Here is a 16,268-nt window from a genome sequence, read left to right on the forward strand (position 1 = left end):
CGCCGACCGCCGAGGTCAGGACGCGTCGCTGCGCACCACGCGCAGGGTGCGGTCGCCCGCGGCGAGGTCGTCGAGGGCCCGCTCGGTCGCCGGGTCGGCCGGGAGCCACACCTCGATGCGCAGCTGGTCGCCGCCGCCCGGCACGAGGACCTGCGGCTCCACGCGCAGCGGCCCGGCCGTCGGGTGCGCGAGGCGCAGGACGCCGTCCCGGCCGCGGTCCGCGACGGGGCGCGCCCAGCGCTCGGTGAAGGCCGCGCCGGCCAGGACCGTCAGGGCGTCCACCAGCTCGCCGAGGGCGGGGTCGGACGGGACCGACCCGCGCTGCAGGTCGGCGACCACCCGGTCGGCGACGGCGTCCCAGTCGGGGAACACCTCGCGGGCCCGGGGGTCGGTGAGGACGGCGTGGGCCACGGTCGGCGCCCCGGGGTCGAGGAGTCCGGCGGGTGCGAGGAGCGCCCGGTAGGCCGGGGTGCACCCCAGCACGGTGCCGAAGCGGTCGAGGAGCGCGGCCGGCGCGGGGGCGAGCCGGTCGAGCACCGCGCGGGTGCCCGCCGGGACCACCTCGGCCGGGGGCCCGGCGAGGCAGACGCCGGCGCCGTGCGCGTCCTTGGAGGCGAGCAGCAGCACGCGCCGCTCGTCGTTCCCCAGACGCAGCGCGTCGGCGAGCGCGCCCACCACGGCCGGCGAGGGGCGCCGGTCGCGACCCTGCTCCAGCCGGGTCAGGTACTCGACGCTCACCCCCGCGAGCACCGCCAGCTCCGCGCGCCGCAGCCCGGGGGTGCGGCGGCGCCCGCCCGGCGGCATGCCCACGTCCCCGGGCCGCACGGCCTCGCGGTACGCGCGCAGCAGGGCGCCGAGGTCGCGGTCGATCCGGTCGCCGTCGGTCATGCGGTCAGCCTAGGTGCGCCTCGTCGCCGCAGGGTGGCCCTGCCGGGGCCAGCCTCGCGGCGGCCTCCCCGGTGCGGGCCGGGGCGCCGAGGGTGGTGGGACGTCGGGCACCGGCCGGTGCCCGACGTCCCACCTTCGGAGGAGAACGTCATGGACCTGGGTCTGCAGGGGCGCACCGTCGTCGTCACGGGGGCGTCCGGCGGGATCGGGCGGCACGTCGCCGCCCAGTTCGGCGCCGAGGGCGCCGAGGTCGTCGTCACGTACCGCGAGTCGAAGGACGACGCGGCGCGCGTGGCCGAGGAGATCGCCGGGCGGACCCTGGTGGCCCGCTACGACCAGACCGAGGAGGGCGCGGCCGAGGGGCTGCGCGACGCCGTCCTCGCGTGGTCCGGCCGGATCGACGTGCTGGTCAACGCCGCGGTGACGTGGACGCCGCCGAGCGCCGACGGCCCGCTGGGCTTCGAGGCCGTGCCGGACGCCGCGTGGCTGGAGGTGGTGCGGACCAACGTCGAGGGGGCGGTGCGCCTGACCCGCGCCGTCGCGCCGGCGATGCGCGCGCAGGGGTGGGGCCGGCTCGTCCACCTCTCGTCGACGCTGGTCACCGACGGCGAGGCCGGCACCGAGTACTACGCGACGGCGAAGTCGGCGCTGCACGGGTTCAGCCGTACCGTCGCCTTCGCGCTGGGCGCGGACGGCGACATCCTGTCCAACGTCGTGGTGCCCGCGCTGACCCGCACGGTGCGGAACACCGTGATGACCGACGCGTTCGGCCCCGCGTACGTCGCCCGGTCGGCCCTGGGCCGCCTGCTCGAGGCGCGCGAGGTGGCGAACGCCGTCGTCTACCTGGGGTCCGGCGCGAACACGGGCATCACGGGCCAGGCCGTCGCGGTGACGGGCGGGGCCTGACGGCCCATCCTCAGGCCCCGCCCGCGGTGACCACGTCCGGGTCCCGCGGGTCGGGGTCGGCCTCGATGAGCGACGGCCGGTTGTTCTGCACCGACCCGACGGCGTCGCCCACCGGCCGGGTGGCCATCGCGACCTGCGGGCCGGTGACGAGCCCCATCGCCTGCTCCGCGCCGACGGCCGGGTCGAGCCACGCGTCCCACGCGCCGCGGGGGAGGATCACCGGCATGCGGTCGTGGATCCGCTCGAGGTCGGGCGACGCCGCCGTCGTCACGACCGTCGCCGACACGAGCCAGCGGTCGGGGTCGTCGTCGGCCTTCGACCGGTCGCGCCAGAACTCGTAGAGCCCGGCGAGCGCGGCGAGGCCGCCGTCGTCGGGGTGGATCCAGTAGGGCTGCTTGGGCACCTTCGGCTTCGACCCGGCCCTGGCGGGGGCGTCGGGCGGGAGCTCGAGCCTGCGCCACTCGTAGTAGCCGTCGGCGGGGAGCAGGCAGCGGCGCACGGCCAGCGGCTTCGCGAACGCGGGCTTGTCGAGGAGGGTCTCGGAGCGGGCGTTGATCATGCGCGCGCCCACCGACGGGTCCTTCGCCCACGAGGGGACGAGGCCCCAGCGCGCGAGCTGCAGCGTGCGCGTGATCTCGCCGGTGCTGCCGCCCTCGAGGCGGCGGGGGCGCTCGACGACGATCCGCACGGGGTCGGTCGGCGCCACGTTCCACGACGGCGGGAGGAGGCGGGCGTCCTCCGCGATCTCGGCGAGCGCGAGGTCGTCGGAGAGGTCCTGGGCGTCGCGGAAGGACGCGTAGCGGCCGCACATGGGTCCATCGTGACGCATCCCACCGACAGTCAGGAGGGCGGGCGCCGACGATGGCCTGGGCACGGTCGTATCGTTTCGATAGGATGGCGACCATGCCCGACGACTCCGCGAGACTTCCGCGCGCCCGCTCTCCGTTCCGTTGGGTCCTCATGCTCGGCGCCCTCGCGGCGCTGCCGGCGTTCACCGTCGACATGTACCTGCCGTCGCTGCCGCAGGTGGCGGCCGACCTCGGTTCCTCCGCCTCCTTCGCGCAGCTGTCGGTGTCCGTCATGCTCATCGGCGGCGCGCTCGGCCAGCTCACCATCGGCCCCCTGTCGGACCGGTACGGGCGCCGCGCGCCGCTCATGTGGGGCCTCGCGCTGCACGTCGTGACGTCGCTGCTGTGCGCCGTCGCCCCGAACATGACCGTCCTTGTGGGCCTGCGCCTCATGCAGGGCTTCTTCAACGCCGCCTGCGGCGTCGCGGCCATGGCCGTCGTGCGCGACCGGTTCGTCGGGGCCGAGGCCGCGCGCATCCTGTCCCGCCTCATGCTCGTCATCGGCGTCGCGCCGATGCTCGCGCCGACCTTCGGCTCCGCCATCGCGTCCGCGGCCGGCTGGCGCTGGGTCTTCGGCGCGCTCGCGCTCGCGGGCGTCGCGATGGCGGTCGTCGTGTGGCGGTTCATGCCGGAGACGCTGCCCGCCGTGCGACGCCAGACCGGCGGCACGCGCAGCGTGTTCGCGGGCTACCGCACCCTGGTCCGGGACAAGCAGTTCATGGCGCTCGCGGTCATCCCCGGGCTCGGGCAGGCGGTGCTCATGAGCTACGTGGTGGGCTCGCCGTTCATCTTCCAGGAGGGCTACGGCCTGACCCACGGGCAGTTCTCCCTGCTGTTCGCCGTCAACGGGCTCGGCCTGGTGCTGTCCGCGCAGGTGAATGCCTCCCTGGTGCGGCGCGTCGCGCCGATCCGGCTGCTGCGGGCGGCGCTGGCGATCCAGGGCGTCGTCGGCGTCGGCCTGCTCGTGGTCGCGCTGACCGGCGCGGGCGGCCTCGTCGGCCTGCTCGCCATGCTGTGGCTGGTGCTCGCCTTCCAGGGGCTGATCCCCGCCAACGCGTCGGCGATCGCCCTGTCGCGCCACGGCGAGCGCGCGGGCACGGCCGCCGCCGTCATCGGCGCGGTGCAGTCCGGCATCGCCGGCCTGGTCTCGCCGCTGGTCGGCGTGCTGGGCGGCGACGCGGTGGCCATGTCCTGGGTCATGCTCGCGGCGCTGGCCTGCGCGCTGGCGGTCCTCGCCTTCGCGACCCCCGCCTACCGCAAGGACGGCTGGGTCAAGCTGGCCTGACCGGCCGCCGACACGCCGAACAGGCGGTGGTGCACCTTCTGGGCGTTCAGGAGGTGCACCACCGCCTGTTCGGCATCCGGCCGGGGGCGCTACGCGAAGGCGAACAGCGGCCCGAACGCCACCACGACCAGTGCCGCCCACACGGCGTAGACGGGCAGGAAGCGCGTCTGCCAGCGGGTCAGCGCGCCGAACGGCTGCCGCTCGCGGACGAACCCGAGCAGCAGCCAGCCCGAGCGGCCCAGGTGCACCAGCAGCAGCAGGTTCAGCCCGAGCGCGGCCGCCTTGTTGGGGCTGACGCCGAACTCGGCGATGCGGGTGAGCATCGCGGTGAGGGCGACGGCGTCGACGGCGAGGGCCGCGACGACGAGGGCGAGCTGCAGCCCGTCGAACCACCCGGCGCGCGCGAGCGAGTCGCGCGCCGACACCGAGTAGAGCAGCAGGCACAGCACGAGCACGAGGATCGCGTCCATGAGGATGAGGAGCTCGCGGTCGGCGTCGGCGAGGTCGCCCGCCGTGAGCAGCACGACGAGCGTCACCAGCAGCATCACGAGGGTCAGCGGCGTGAAGACGCGGGTGAGCACGGGCGCGATGTTCTCCACCACGTCCTGCTTGGCCTCCACCAGCCACGCGCCCACCACCACGGCGCCGGGCACGGCGAACGGCAGGACCCAGTCCTGCATCACGGGCTCGAGGTCGACGCCCACCAGGTTGAGCGTCGCGGCCGTGAGGCCGAGCAGCACCCCGCCGCCGATCGCGAGCAGCGTCACGTACACGACCAGCTCGCCGGTGAAGCGGGCGAAGTCCATCCGCGGCTCCTCGGCCCGCCACCGGCCGCCCACGTAGGTGACGCCGACGAGCGCCCACAGCACGACCGGCGCGTGGACTGCCGCCAGCAGCACCGTGGAGCCGCCGAGGTCGTAGGGGTAGGCGTTGAGCACGACGGCCAGGACGGCGTACGGCACCAGCAGGGCGAGCAGCACGCGCCAGGACACGCGGCGCTTCCATGCGAAGTACGCGGCCAGGAACGGCGCGGTGAGCAGCGGCAGGTTGCGCAGCACCGCGGTGTCCTCGTGGATCGCGGCGAGCCCGACCTTGGCGGCGACGCCGGCGCCGACGGCGAGCGCGAGCACGACGGCGAGCTCGCGCCACGTCGGGCCGGACGCGTCGTGCTCGGGCGTCTCGGGGACCAGCACGAGCTGCTTCCAGAGCCGCTCGGAGTGCTCGCGGGCGAACTCGCGCGAGACGGCGTCCAGGTTGCCCATGCGGCGCACGGCGACGAGGAACGCCTCGTCGTCGTCGAGCCCGGTGGCGGTGAGGTCGGTGACCTGTCCCCGCAGGTGGTCCTCCATCTCGTCGACGTCGGCGGCGGAGATGGCACGGCGCCTCTGCACGTACGCGCGCCACTGGTCGATCTGCGCCTCCAGGCGCTCGTGCGGCCCGGCCATCAGGCCCACCCGTCGGCGAGCGCCGGGCCGGCGGCGGGTGCCTGGGCGGCCCGCCACACGTGCTGCAGCACGTCGGCGACGACGGACCACTGCTGCTGCCGCTCGGCGAGCGCCTCGTGGCCGGCGGGGGTGATCGCGTAGTGCTTGCGGCGCCGGCCGGCCTCGGACGTGCCCCAGGAGGCGACGACCAGCCCGAGCCGCTCCAGCCGGTGCAGCAGGGGGTAGAGCATCCCGTCGGTCCACTGCATGCGGCCGCCCGAGAGCTCGGTGACGCGCTTGAGGATCGCGTACCCGTACGACTCGCCCTCCGCGAGGATGCCCAGCACGAGCGGGGTGGCGGACGCGGCCACCAGGTCCTTGTCGAAGCGCACGGCGCCTCCCGATATCTAGAACTACTAGGTATTCGTAACCTAGCAGATCTAGGGGTGGCCGGACATGGCGCCGCCGGGTGGTCCGCCGTGCCCCGGGCCACGGGATCGTCATCCAGCGGACGTCCAGGGTTCATCCGGGGTTGGGCGTGACGTCGAGGGGCGTCGGTGTCATCGGTCCATGACTCGCTCATTGATGCACGCCCGCATGCTCCGCGTGGCCGCAGCGGGGACCGCCGCCGTCGTCGCGCTCGCGGCCGCGGGGTCCGCAGCCGTCGCCGGCGGCCACCCCGGCGGCGCCGACGACGACGGTCACGGCCGACCCGGTTCCGTCACGACCCACCTGGTGCCCGCCCTCGAAGGGCGGGCCACGCTCTCCGCCGACCACCTGGCGGACGGCCCGGCGTCGGGCGCCGCGGCGTCGTCGGGCAACGGCCGGCAGGGTCCGTGGGACGGCCAGGTGGTGCCCGGCTTCTCGGCCATGGTCGACAACGGTGACGGCACGTTCTGGGCCCAGCCGGACAACGGCTTCGGCGCGAAGGGCAACTCCGCCGACTTCCTCCTGCGCAGCTACCTCGTGAAGCCCGACTGGGACACGGGTCGGTCGGGCGCGAAGGGCGGGTCGGGCACGATCGAGGTGCTCGACCACCTCTCCTACAACGACGCGAACCACCTCCTGGACTTCGACATCGTCAACGGCGGCACGAAGGAGCGGCTGCTGACCGGCGCGGACTTCGACATCGAGTCCGTGGCGCGCGCCGACGACGGCACCCTGTGGGTGGGCGAGGAGTTCGGGCCGTTCCTGCTGCACTTCGACGCCGACGGGACGCTGCTGTCGAAGCCGTTCCCGCTGCCGGGCGGGCTGAGGTCCCCGCAGAACCCGTACCTGGCCGCCGGCGAGACGCCCACCGTGCGCGCCAGCCGCGGCTTCGAGGCGATGGCGCGCTCCGGCCGCTACCTGTACCCGGTGCTCGAGGGCGCGCTGACCACGGACCCTGACCAGCGCCGCCGCGTGATCCACGAGTTCGACACCCGCCGCGGCCAGTACACGGGCCGCACCTGGGCGTACCAGGCCGACCAGGAGGCCAACGTCGTCGGCGACGCGTTCACCGTCGGCAAGGACCGGTTCTGGGTGGTCGAGCGCGACGACTTCGAAGGCCCGGCGTCGGTGACCAAGCGCGTCTACGAGATCGACCTCTCGCGCACCGCGCCCGACGGCGCCGGCGGCCGCTACGTGCGCAAGGAGCTCGTGCTGGACGCGCTGCGGGTGGAGAACCCGCGCGGGATCGACGCGGGCGAGGGCTACGGCCTCGGCGCGACGTACGCCCTGCCCGTGCAGTCCTTCGAGACGGTGCTGCGCCTGCGCGACGGTCGCATCCTCATCGCCAACGACAACAACTACCCGGGCAACGCCGCCCGCAACCCGGGCACGCCCGACGACACCGAGATGGTCGTCATCGATCTGAAGAAGACGCGCACCCGGGACGACGGCGTGACCGTCATCGGGCACCGCGGCGCGTCCGGCGACCGGCCGGAGCACACCCTCGCCTCCTACGAGCAGGCGATCCTGCAGTGCGCGGACGTCATCGAGCCCGACGTCGTGCCCACGAAGGACGGGGTGCTCGTCGCCCGCCACGAGAACGAGATCGGCGGCACGACCGACGTCGCGAAGCACCCCGAGTTCGCCGACCGCCGCACCACCAGGACGGTGGACGGCACGCGGGTGACGGGCTGGTTCACCGAGGACTTCACCCTCGCGGAGCTGCGCACCCTGCGCGCCGTCGAGCGGCTGCCCCGGGTGCGCCCGGGCAACACGGCGTTCGACGGGCTGTACCAGGTGCCCACCCTCGACGAGGTGCTCGATCTCGCGCGGCACTCTCGGACCTGCGACGGCGCGCCGGTCGGCGTGGCCCCGGAGACCAAGCACCCGACCTACTTCGACTCCGTCGGGCTCTCGCTGGAGGCGCCGCTCGTGGCCCAGCTGCGCGCGAACGGGCTCGACTCGCGCCGCGCGCCGGTGGTCGTGCAGTCGTTCGAGACGGGGAACCTGCGCGAGCTGGACCGGCGCACCGACGTGCGGCTCGCCCTCAACGTCTCGGCGAGCGGCGCCCCGTATGACCTGGTCGCCGCCGGCGACCCGCGCACGTACGCCGACCTGGTGACGCCGGCCGGGCTGCGCGGCGTCGCCCGGTACGCCGACATCGTGAGCCTGGAGAAGAACGTCGTCGTGCCGCGGACCGCGGCCGGCACGCTCGGGCGGCCCACCTCCGTGGTGCGGGACGCGCACCGCGCCGGGCTCGAGGCGTACTCGTGGACGTTCCGCGCCGAGAACCAGTTCCTGCCCGCCGAGCTCCGCTCCTCGGCGGACCCGAACGCGCACGGCGACCTGGCCGGCGAGCTCGACACGTTCCTGGACACCGGCCTGGACGGCGTCTTCTCCGACCAGCCCGGGCTCGCCGTCGCCGCGGTCGCGGCGCGGCGCTGACGCCCTGGACGACCGGCTCGCGGACGCGCGCGGGGCAACGGGTGAAACCGCTGTCCCTCGCGCGTCCGTGCTGCTCAGGCCATAGGATCGCGCTGTGCGGACACTGCCGCGGCACGCGACCTCCCTCGCCTCGCACCGTGTCGTCCGCTCGATCGCCCTCGTCGTCACCGCGGTGGTGGCGTTCGGGTCGGCGACGGCGGTCGCGACGTTCCTCGACCTGCGCTCGCAGATCGGCGTGTCCGACGTCGACGGCCTCCTCGCCGAGAACGACCGCCCGCCCGCGGTCGCGACCGAGCAGGACCCCAGCGACCCGTTCGCCGGCAAGGACCTCAACATCCTGGTGATGGGCACCGACTTCCGTGACGAGGCGAACGCGAAGATCGCGGGCGCGGGGGACGAGTTCCACTCCGACACCACGCTGCTCGTGCACATCTCCGGCGACCGCAGCCGCATCGAGGCCGTCTCGATCCCGCGCGACTCGCTCGTCGACATCCCGTCGTGCAAGCTGCCCGGCGGCGGCCAGACCGCGCCGCACGCGAACGCCATGTTCAACACCGCCTTCGCCCTCGGGGGCGGCCCGGGCAAGGACGTCACCGGCGCGGCGGCCTGCAGCATCCACACCGTCGAGAAGCTCACCGGCGTGCGCATCGAGGACCACGTGGTGGTGCAGATGACCGGCGTGATCGGCGTCGTCGACGCCATCGGGGGCGTCACCATGTGCCTGCCCGAGCCGGTCAAGGGCCAGCGGGTCGACCTCGACCTGAAGGCCGGCCGCCAGACGCTCGACGGCCACACCGCGATCAACTTCCTGCGCGCCCGCAAGGGCGAGGGCATGGGGCTCGAGGTCGGCAGCGACCTCAAGCGGATCGAGCGGCAGCAGGCCTTCTTCGACGCGACGATGCGCCAGATCCTGTCGCAGAACGTCATCACCGACTCGCCCCGCCTCTACCGGATGGTGCGGGAGATCCTCGGCTCCATCTCGACCGACCCCGACCTCGCGAGCCCGACGGCGCTCGCCGGCCTCGCGTGGAGCATCCGCGACATCGACCCCGCACGGATCGTGTTCACGTCCGTGCCGGTCGTCGACTCGGTGAGCCAGCCCGGCCGCGTCGAGTGGACGTCGGGGGCCGACGAGATCTGGGCCCGCCTGCGTGCCGACGAGGCCCCGCCCGGCCTCCCGGCCAAGAAGAAGGGCACCTCGGCGTCGTCCGCCGGGGCGGGGAAGGCGCGCACGGCGTCGCCGGACGGGTCGACGCCCGACGCCACCCAGGTCGACGACGACGTCGCCTCGCCCGGCGAGGGCGGGAAGGACGGACAGGGCGGCAAGGGGTCGTCCACGGGCCCGTCGTCCACGCCGTCGCCCAGCCCCTCGCTGCTGCCCGGCGTCTGCGCCTGACGGCGTCCGGCGTCCCGGGGGTTCAGTGCTGGGGGATCAGTGCTGGGGGAGCGCCCGGCGGGCCTCGGCGCGCAGGGCGCCGGTCACGCGGTCGAGCACCTCCGAGCGCAGCTTCCACTGCTGCAGGTAGACCGGCACCTCGACGACGGCGTCGTCGGCGAGGGCGCGGACCTCGCCCCGCTCGAGGGCGTCGCCGAGCACGGCGAACCGCGCGTCCGGGCCGGGCAGCGGCCCCCACATGCCCCAGCCGAGGCCGCGGCGGACGGCGTCGAGGAACTCCGCCGTGCTCGGTACGTGGTGGCGTGGGGGGTCGGGCACCGGCGCGCCGGCCGCGGCGGCGCGGTCGCGCAGCCAGACGTCCTGCAGGTCGTCGGCACGGTCGAAGACGACCATCGGGGCGCGGTCGAGGGCCTCGGGGGTGGGGCCGTCGGGGAACCAGCGCTCGACGACGGAGGGCGTGGCGACCGGGCGGTATCGCGTGATGCCGAGCAGCGCGGAGCTGCAGCCCTGTACCGGCTCGCGCTGGGAGGTGACGGCAGCCATGACGACGCCCGCGGGCAGCAGGTCCACCGTGCGGTCCTGGTCCTCGCGATAGAGGTCGAAGCAGACGCCCTCCACGCCCGCGAGGGCGGGCAGCACCCACGTGGCCAGCGAGTCGGCGTTCACGGCGAGGGGCACGGTGACGGGGCGCGGGGCGTCGGCGGGGGTGGTGCCGCCGGAGCCGCGGGCGTCCGTGGCGCCGGGGCCGAGGGCGTGGCTCGCCTCCGCGCCCAGGAGCTCCACCTGACGGGCCAGGCGCAGCAGGGTGCGGCCGGGCTCGGTCGGGGCGACCGGGCGGGTGCGGCGCACCAGCACGGATCCTGCGGCGTTCTCCAGCGCGCGCACGCGCTGGCTCACCGCCGACGGCGTCACGTGCAGCGTGCGGGCGGCGCCCTCGAACGAGCCCTCCGTGACGACGGCTGCCAGGGCCTCGAGCTGGCGGGTGTCCCAACGCATGCCCCCACCGTAGATGAAGGAACGCTTGATCAGATGAAGAAACCGTAGCTGGACTTCATCACACCGGCTGCCTAGCGTCGTGCCGTGCTCACCGTCCTCGCCGGCCTCGGCCTCGGCCTGTCCCTCATCGTCGCCATCGGGGCGCAGAACGCCTTCGTGCTGCGCCAGGGCGTGCGCCGCGAGCACGTCGGCCTCGTCGTCGCCGTCTGCGCCGCCTCCGACGTCGTGCTCTACGCCGCGGGGACCGCCGGGCTCGGCGCGCTGGTCGTCAGTCACCCCGCCGTCGTCGAGGTGGCGCGGTGGGCGGGCGCCGTCGTCGTCCTCGGGTACGGGGCGCTCGCCGCGCGGCGGGCGTGGCGGGGAGACGAGCCGGGTCTGGCGGCCGCGTCGGACGGCGCCGTCGCGGACGCGGGCCGACGCGCGCGCCCGGTGCTGCTTACGGCGCTCGCGCTCACCTGGCTCAACCCGCACGTCTACCTCGACACGGTGGTGCTCCAGGGGTCGCTCGCCGCGTCGTACGGCGGCGCGCGCTGGGCCTTCACCGCCGGAGCCGTCGTCGCGAGCGTGCTGTGGTTCGTCGGCCTCGGCTACGGGGCGCGGCTGCTCGCCCCGGTGCTCGCGCGGCCCGGCGCGTGGCGCGTCGTCGACGGCGTCGTGGCCGCGATCATGCTGGTCGTCGCCGTGAGCCTGGTGCTCCCCGCGCTCGCGACCTAGCGCCCGTCACTTCGGCAGTCCGTCGATCTGTTCGGCACGGGCTCGTGCCGAACGGATCGAGGGGGTGCCGAACAGATCGACGGGTGCGTGGCGAGGTCAGCGCGCGAGGCGGTGCAGGCGGTCGACGGCGTCGCGCAGCACGTCCTCGCGCTTGACGAACGTGAACCGCACGCGTGACGCGAGCGCGTCGGCCGTCGTCGAGCCCGGCCGGCAGAAGGCCGACACCGGCACGCCGACCACGCCCGCGAGGTCGGGCAGGCGGCGGCACAGCTCGTGGCCGTCCGGCAGGCCGTGCCGCTCGAGCAGCCGCGTGCCGTCCGCGACCACGAAGTACGTGCCCTGCGGGACGACGACGTCCAGGCCGGCCGCGGTCAGCCCCTCGCACAGCAGGTCCCGGCGGGCGGCGAGCGAGGACGCGAGCGCGCGGGGCGCGTCCTCGTCCGCGAGCGCCCGCGCGATGGCGGGCTGGAACGGAGCCCCCGAGGTGTAGGTGAGGAACTGCTTCACCGTGCGCACGGCGGTGACGAGCTCCGCGGGGCCGTGCACCCAGCCGACCTTCCACCCGGTGAGGCTGAACGTCTTGCCGCTGGAGGAGACGGTGAGGGTGCGCCCCGCCATGCCGGGCAGCGTGGCGATCGGCACGTGCACCGCGTCGTCGAAGGTGAGGTGCTCGTAGACCTCGTCGGTGAGCACGACGGCGTCGACCTCGCGCGCGACGGCGGCGACCTGCTCCAGCTCGGCGCGCGCCAGCACGGTGCCGGTGGGGTTGTGCGGGGTGTTGAGCACGATGAGGCGCGTGCGCGGGCCCGCCGCGGCGCGCAGGGCGGCGGCGTCGAGACGGAAGTCGTCGGGGGTCAGGGGCACCGGGACGTGCGTCGCGCCGGCCAGCGCGATGCCCGCGGCGTGCGAGTCGTAGAACGGCTCGAGCGTGATCACCTCGTCGCCCGGGCCCGCGAGCGCGAGGATCGACGCCGCCAGCGCCTCCGTGGCGCCGGTGGTGACGAGCACCTCGGCGTCAGGGTCGACGTCGAGGCCGTAGCGGCGGCGCTGGTGCTCGGCGATCGCGCGCCGCAGCTCGGGCACGCCGTCGCCGGGGGAGTACTGGTTGCGGCCCGCGTCGATCGCGTCCTTGGCGGCCTCCCGGATGAACGCCGGGCCGTCGACGTCGGGGAACCCCTGCCCCAGGTTGATCGCGCCCGTGCGAGCGGCGAGCGCCGTCATCTCCGCGAAGATCGTCTGCGCGACGGCGCCGTCGGCGCCGATCAGCCCGGTCGCGCGGGCGACGTCGGTCCAGCGGCCGGGCGGGGGAGAGGTCGGCATGGGCCGACCCTAGCCCCGCGCCCGGCGGTGCCCGGTCCGCGGGTGCTCAGCATCTGAGACGCGCGACGCCGGGCTCCCGTCCCCAGATCGGGACGTCGGGCCTGGTCACGCCGTTCACCGGCGCCCGTCGACGCGCTCCCGACCGCCGTCGTCCACAGGCGCTGCACAGGCAGTTGCCCGGGTCCCCTACCCTGGAGCCGCTTTCGCCGCCGACGAGGGAACGACGAGAGGGAGATCAGTGTCGATCGACACCCTGGAGCCGACCGGCGCCGCTGCGATCCTCGAGCACGAGGTCCGCGAGCTCGTCCGGCGGCGCGCGCTCGACCCGGTCCGTGACCGGGCCGGGCTGGAGCGGCTCGTCGCGGAGGCCGCGGCCGACTACTCCGACCGTGCCACCCGCGGCGTCGTGCCCCCGCTGGCCGATCCGCAGGGCACCGCGCGCGCCGTCGTCGACGCCCTCGGCGGGCTCGGGCCGCTGCAGCGGTACCTCGACGACCCCGAGGTCGAGGAGATCTGGGTCAACGAGCCGGCCAAGGTGTTCGTCGCCCGGCGCGGCGTGCCGGAGCTGACGACCACGATCCTCACCGCCGTGCAGGTGCGCGACCTGGTGGAGCGGATGCTCAAGGCCTCCGGCCGCCGGCTCGACCTCAGCAGCCCGTTCGTGGACGCGTCGCTGCCGGGCGGGGAGCGACTTCACGTCGTGATCCCCGACGTCACCCGGAGCCACATGGCCGTGAACATCCGCAAGCACCTGGTGCGCGCGGACCACCTCGACCACCTGGTGCGGCTGGGCTCGCTCACGCCGCACGCCGCCGCGTTCCTCGACGCGGCCGTGCGGGCCGGGCTGAACGTCCTGGTGTCCGGCGCGACGCAGGCGGGCAAGACGGCTAGTGAATTAGCGCACCTTTGGTGGGCGCTGCGACCTTAGGACGCCGAACGCCCCTGCCCTCCTATGGAGGGCAGGGGCGTTCGTTGCCATGGGGTCTTAGGCGAAGGCCATCTCTCGCGCGTCCTGAGCAACCTGGACGCCCCAGTGGTCGGCATCCGCGGCGATCATCGCCTTCTCGAAGGCCGCGCGGAAGAACTCCACGGCGTCGTCCATGTCGGAGTCGTCGTCAACCTTCACGCCAGCGAGCATGTAGGCCGCTTCGTCGTCGAGCACGAGGTCCACGGAGTAGATGGCCGGGTCAGAGGTCATCGCATCGTGGATGATGTCCAGGGCAGCATCGGCGCTGTCCATGTCGACGGGGTGCAGCTCCAGCTCAAGGCCGAAGAGCTTCATCGGGGGTCCTTCTCTCTCAGTTGAAGGTCAGGCAGGTTCTGCGGAGCTTGAAGTCGAGGCGTTCCTCGACCAGCGTCACGGTGTCGATCCAGAGGTTGTGCTTCCCACACCTGGTCTCGGGGCACGCATATCTCAGGCCGCGAGCCAATCTGGTCGTCACGCTCCACCCCTCCTTCTCCAGCTGGATGCACACGTCCTCGATGGACCTGCTCAGTTTCTCTCCGGGCTTCAAGAAGTCCCGGTAGGAAGAGCCTTCTTGGTCCGTAGTCATCCTGAGTCTCCTACAGAAGCGGCGCTAGGCGCTGTGGGCATCGTCACCTGGTTCGGGCGATGGTGCCACACGATTTCGCTTCTCTCTGGACAAATAGGGCATTTGGGCCCGGAGTTCACCCTGGGGCAACCGAGTTGCGTCAGATCGATTGCGGGCACCAATCTGGCGCACGCACTTTGGGCTCGCAGCTGGTCCTTGAAGATTCGATTACTTGCAGAGAGAGTTTCTGTGGCACGGGGCTGCCCGAAGCCCCTCCCTCAAAAAAGGTGGGGGCCCGGCCTGCGGAAACGCTCGGCTCGTCGCGGCGCTGCGGTTCACGAACGCTGAGGCTCACGACGTCGGCGCGTCAGACGAACTTCATCGGCTTGATGCTGGTCGTAGTCGTGGTCGGCGCGCGGCTGGACGACGTTGGTCATCGGGATGGCCTCGTGATGGCCGAGGCCATCTGCTCGGGCTGGAGCGCGGCGCCCGGGGCCCGGCCTGGGGCTTGCGGTCCTGACGTTGCTGCCGTGCCGCTGCTGGCGCGGGCCTGGCCATGCACGCGTGTAGGCCGCGCTGCGGGCCTGGAGGCGCTGCCCTGCCGTGCCTGGCCGTCGTGTGGCTGCGGGGCGCCTGAGGGGCCGGGGATGCCCGAGGGCGGGTGCCGCTGCCCGAGGGGGGTGGGCTTGCTCAGGTGTGGGGGGTGGTCGCGCTGCGGGAGGGGGTGCCCTCGTGGGCGAGCCGGGGGTGGCGGTGGCTGACTGACTCCGCTGCGGGAGGGGGGCACGGTGACCCTGGCCGGGTCGCGTCCGCCTTGGGGTTGGTGTTGACCCGGCCAGGGCCACCGTGGTTCTGGGGGCTACCGGAGGGTGATCCGTGCGGCGGGGAAGTAGCGCTGCTGTACGCGGTCGGCGTCACGGCTCAGCGCCCCGACCTCCAGCGCGCGCACCTCGTGCTCGTCGTGGCGCTCGCGCCGTAGGGCCTCGGAGGCGAACCGGGGCACGTCGGCCACGCGCTTGACGCCGGTCTCCGCGATGCCGAACGCCGGGGTCTCGGTCAGGCTCACCTCGCCCAACCGCATGCCCTGGGCGCGGCGCTGCCCGACGATGGCGCCGACGCGCGGCGTGGTCATCACGGCCTTGAATCCGGCGCTCAGGCCGACCCGGCCGAGGTCCACCAGGGCCAGGGCACGGTCCTCCAGTTCGCCCTCGCTCAGCTCCAGCCAGACCCGCAATCCCTCGTCGCGCCGTTCGATGCCGACGAGGCTGCCGCAGCGCACGCTGGTCTCGTGGCTCCAGTGCACTGGGACGTCGGTCGGGTCCAGGGACACCACGTCCACCTGGCCGACGTGCGTCACGGTGTGGCCAGGGTGCTGGGAGACCGCAAAATCGGGCATGAGGGTGCCGGTCACGATCCTGGAGCGCGCGCTGTAGGCCTCAAACACCCCGCGCGGCTCCTCTCGCCGGGCGCGGGCCGCCACCACGGCGTCGAAACCTGAGTTGCTCGTGGCCGAGGGCACGTCAGCGATGGTGTCCGGCGCTGTCCAGCGCAGCAGAGCGGCGGCCGTCTCGTCGGCCGTGAAGCGGTCGGGCAGGCCCTCCGCGAGGCGTTCCAAGTCGTCCTGGCGGACCTGCACGCGACGGTCCTCGGGCAGGTGGTCGTGGACACCGCGCGCGAGGGCGGCCCGCTCATCGGCGGTCGTGGGGTATCCGGTCGTCATCGGCCTGCCACCAGTTCGTCCCACTCGCGGCCCTTGGCCAGGGCGGCGTCGGTCTCGGCCAGCACCGCGCGCCGACGTTCCTCCCGAGCGCGCTCGGCCTCGCGTGCGGCCTCGTCGTCGCGCTCGGGGTCCCCGTCGTCGTCGGGCTCAGGGACGGGCTCGGTGACGGGCTCGGAGGCGTCGGCCAGCGGGATGGGCACCACGTCCTCGGGCACCTCGGGCACCTCAGGGACCGGCGCCACGTCCTCGTCGCCGTCCAGTTCATGCACCTGATGCACCACCACGACCTCCAGCCCCGCCTCGGCCGCGAGCGCTCGCGCGGCGCCCTCCACGTCGTCCCGGCTCAGGTGCGGGGCAAGCCTCGT

At 74.0% G+C, this 16,268-nt stretch carries 15 protein-coding genes and 1 pseudogene; 6 read left to right on the forward strand and 10 right to left on the reverse strand.

Annotation, left to right across the window (positions count from 1 at the left end; genetic code table 11):
• Positions 1–15: 15 nt before the first annotated feature.
• Positions 16–888, reverse strand: coding sequence for a helix-turn-helix transcriptional regulator (locus tag ACFU9A_RS09305; protein WP_430574947.1), 873 nt, complete (start codon positions 886–888; stop codon positions 16–18).
• Between the two features lie 150 nt (positions 889–1,038).
• Here ACFU9A_RS09305 and ACFU9A_RS09310 point away from each other — a divergent pair, with 150 nt between their 5' ends.
• Positions 1,039–1,794 (forward strand): SDR family NAD(P)-dependent oxidoreductase, encoded by a 756-nt coding sequence (locus tag ACFU9A_RS09310; RefSeq protein ID WP_430574948.1) that lies wholly within the window; start codon positions 1,039–1,041, stop codon positions 1,792–1,794.
• Between the two features lie 10 nt (positions 1,795–1,804).
• On the opposite strand, the gene ACFU9A_RS09315 is transcribed toward ACFU9A_RS09310, so the two are convergent.
• Positions 1,805–2,605 (reverse strand): SOS response-associated peptidase, encoded by an 801-nt coding sequence (locus tag ACFU9A_RS09315; RefSeq protein WP_430574949.1) that lies wholly within the window; start codon positions 2,603–2,605, stop codon positions 1,805–1,807.
• 92 nt (positions 2,606–2,697) lie between these two features.
• Between ACFU9A_RS09315 and ACFU9A_RS09320 the strand changes: the two genes are divergently transcribed.
• Positions 2,698–3,927, forward strand: coding sequence for a multidrug effflux MFS transporter (locus ACFU9A_RS09320; protein ID WP_430574950.1), 1,230 nt, complete (start codon positions 2,698–2,700; stop codon positions 3,925–3,927).
• Positions 3,928–4,016: 89 nt separating this feature from the next.
• On the opposite strand, the gene ACFU9A_RS09325 is transcribed toward ACFU9A_RS09320, so the two are convergent.
• Together ACFU9A_RS09325 and ACFU9A_RS09330 are read right to left on the reverse strand one after the other, a co-directional pair.
• Positions 4,017–5,372, reverse strand: coding sequence for a permease prefix domain 1-containing protein (locus ACFU9A_RS09325; RefSeq protein WP_430574951.1), 1,356 nt, complete (start codon positions 5,370–5,372; stop codon positions 4,017–4,019).
• Positions 5,372–5,743, reverse strand: a complete 372-nt coding sequence (locus ACFU9A_RS09330; RefSeq protein ID WP_430574952.1) for a PadR family transcriptional regulator — start codon at positions 5,741–5,743, stop codon at positions 5,372–5,374. The genes ACFU9A_RS09325 and ACFU9A_RS09330 overlap by 1 nt, the downstream gene beginning before the upstream one ends.
• A 178-nt stretch (positions 5,744–5,921) precedes the next feature.
• Between ACFU9A_RS09330 and ACFU9A_RS09335 the strand changes: the two genes are divergently transcribed.
• Positions 5,922–8,225 carry an esterase-like activity of phytase family protein gene (locus ACFU9A_RS09335; RefSeq protein ID WP_430574953.1) on the forward strand — a complete coding sequence of 768 codons (2,304 nt, stop codon included), beginning with the start codon at positions 5,922–5,924 and terminating at the stop codon, positions 8,223–8,225.
• A gap of 94 nt (positions 8,226–8,319) precedes the next feature.
• Complete coding sequence (locus tag ACFU9A_RS09340) at positions 8,320–9,621, forward strand: LCP family protein (RefSeq protein WP_430574954.1); 1,302 nt, start codon at positions 8,320–8,322, stop codon at positions 9,619–9,621.
• A gap of 36 nt (positions 9,622–9,657) precedes the next feature.
• Here the strand turns inward: ACFU9A_RS09340 and ACFU9A_RS09345 are convergent, their stop codons facing one another.
• On the reverse strand, positions 9,658–10,617 hold the full coding sequence (locus tag ACFU9A_RS09345; RefSeq protein WP_430574955.1) for a LysR family transcriptional regulator ArgP: 960 nt from the start codon (positions 10,615–10,617) through the stop codon (positions 9,658–9,660).
• Between the two features lie 84 nt (positions 10,618–10,701).
• On the opposite strand from ACFU9A_RS09345, the gene ACFU9A_RS09350 reads away from it, so the two are divergent.
• Entirely contained in the window at positions 10,702–11,331 is a 630-nt protein-coding gene (locus ACFU9A_RS09350; protein WP_430574956.1) for a LysE/ArgO family amino acid transporter, read from the forward strand.
• A gap of 96 nt (positions 11,332–11,427) precedes the next feature.
• Here ACFU9A_RS09350 and ACFU9A_RS09355 read toward each other — a convergent pair whose 3' ends face one another.
• The gene (locus ACFU9A_RS09355) at positions 11,428–12,651 is read right to left on the reverse strand and encodes an aminotransferase class I/II-fold pyridoxal phosphate-dependent enzyme (RefSeq protein ID WP_430574957.1); all 1,224 of its coding nucleotides are present in this window, start codon (positions 12,649–12,651) and stop codon (positions 11,428–11,430) included.
• 238 nt (positions 12,652–12,889) lie between these two features.
• On the opposite strand from ACFU9A_RS09355, the pseudogene ACFU9A_RS09360 reads away from it, so the two are divergent.
• Positions 12,890–13,537, forward strand: a pseudogene (locus tag ACFU9A_RS09360) (ATPase, T2SS/T4P/T4SS family); the annotation flags it as partial.
• Positions 13,538–13,636: 99 nt separating this feature from the next.
• Here the strand turns inward: ACFU9A_RS09360 and ACFU9A_RS09365 are convergent.
• The 4 genes from ACFU9A_RS09365 to ACFU9A_RS09380 form a co-directional block, all read right to left on the reverse strand.
• Entirely contained in the window at positions 13,637–13,933 is a 297-nt protein-coding gene (locus tag ACFU9A_RS09365; protein WP_430574958.1) for a hypothetical protein, read from the reverse strand.
• A gap of 16 nt (positions 13,934–13,949) precedes the next feature.
• Positions 13,950–14,204, reverse strand: coding sequence for a hypothetical protein (locus tag ACFU9A_RS09370; RefSeq protein WP_430574959.1), 255 nt, complete (start codon positions 14,202–14,204; stop codon positions 13,950–13,952).
• Positions 14,205–15,042: 838 nt separating this feature from the next.
• Positions 15,043–15,903 carry a hypothetical protein gene (locus tag ACFU9A_RS09375; RefSeq protein WP_430574960.1) on the reverse strand — a complete coding sequence of 287 codons (861 nt, stop codon included), beginning with the start codon at positions 15,901–15,903 and terminating at the stop codon, positions 15,043–15,045.
• Complete coding sequence (locus ACFU9A_RS09380; protein ID WP_430574961.1) at positions 15,900–16,235, reverse strand: hypothetical protein; 336 nt, start codon at positions 16,233–16,235, stop codon at positions 15,900–15,902. Before ACFU9A_RS09380 ends, ACFU9A_RS09375 begins: the two co-directional genes overlap by 4 nt.
• Between the last annotated feature and the right edge of the window lie 33 nt (positions 16,236–16,268).

It is taken from the genome of Isoptericola sp. NPDC057653 (assembly GCF_042799955.1).
Classification (GTDB): Bacteria; Actinomycetota; Actinomycetes; order Actinomycetales; family Cellulomonadaceae; genus Isoptericola.

Bases quoted from the DNA above. Each gene is read 5' to 3' on its own strand.
- ACFU9A_RS09375 (WP_430574960.1), bottom strand. From the start codon at position 15,903: ATGACGACCGGATACCCCACGACCGCCGATGAGCGGGCCGCCCTCGCG.
- ACFU9A_RS09345 (WP_430574955.1), bottom strand. From the start codon at position 10,617: ATGCGTTGGGACACCCGCCAGCTCGAGGCCCTGGCAGCCGTCGTCACG.
- ACFU9A_RS09370 (WP_430574959.1), bottom strand. From the start codon at position 14,204: ATGACTACGGACCAAGAAGGCTCTTCCTACCGGGACTTCTTGAAGCCC.
- ACFU9A_RS09355 (WP_430574957.1), bottom strand. From the start codon at position 12,651: ATGCCGACCTCTCCCCCGCCCGGCCGCTGGACCGACGTCGCCCGCGCG.
- ACFU9A_RS09305 (WP_430574947.1), bottom strand. From the start codon at position 888: ATGACCGACGGCGACCGGATCGACCGCGACCTCGGCGCCCTGCTGCGC.
- ACFU9A_RS09335 (WP_430574953.1), top strand. From the start codon at position 5,922: ATGACTCGCTCATTGATGCACGCCCGCATGCTCCGCGTGGCCGCAGCG.
- ACFU9A_RS09325 (WP_430574951.1), bottom strand. From the start codon at position 5,372: ATGGCCGGGCCGCACGAGCGCCTGGAGGCGCAGATCGACCAGTGGCGC.
- ACFU9A_RS09320 (WP_430574950.1), top strand. From the start codon at position 2,698: ATGCCCGACGACTCCGCGAGACTTCCGCGCGCCCGCTCTCCGTTCCGT.
- ACFU9A_RS09310 (WP_430574948.1), top strand. From the start codon at position 1,039: ATGGACCTGGGTCTGCAGGGGCGCACCGTCGTCGTCACGGGGGCGTCC.
- ACFU9A_RS09365 (WP_430574958.1), bottom strand. From the start codon at position 13,933: ATGAAGCTCTTCGGCCTTGAGCTGGAGCTGCACCCCGTCGACATGGAC.
- ACFU9A_RS09315 (WP_430574949.1), bottom strand. From the start codon at position 2,605: ATGTGCGGCCGCTACGCGTCCTTCCGCGACGCCCAGGACCTCTCCGAC.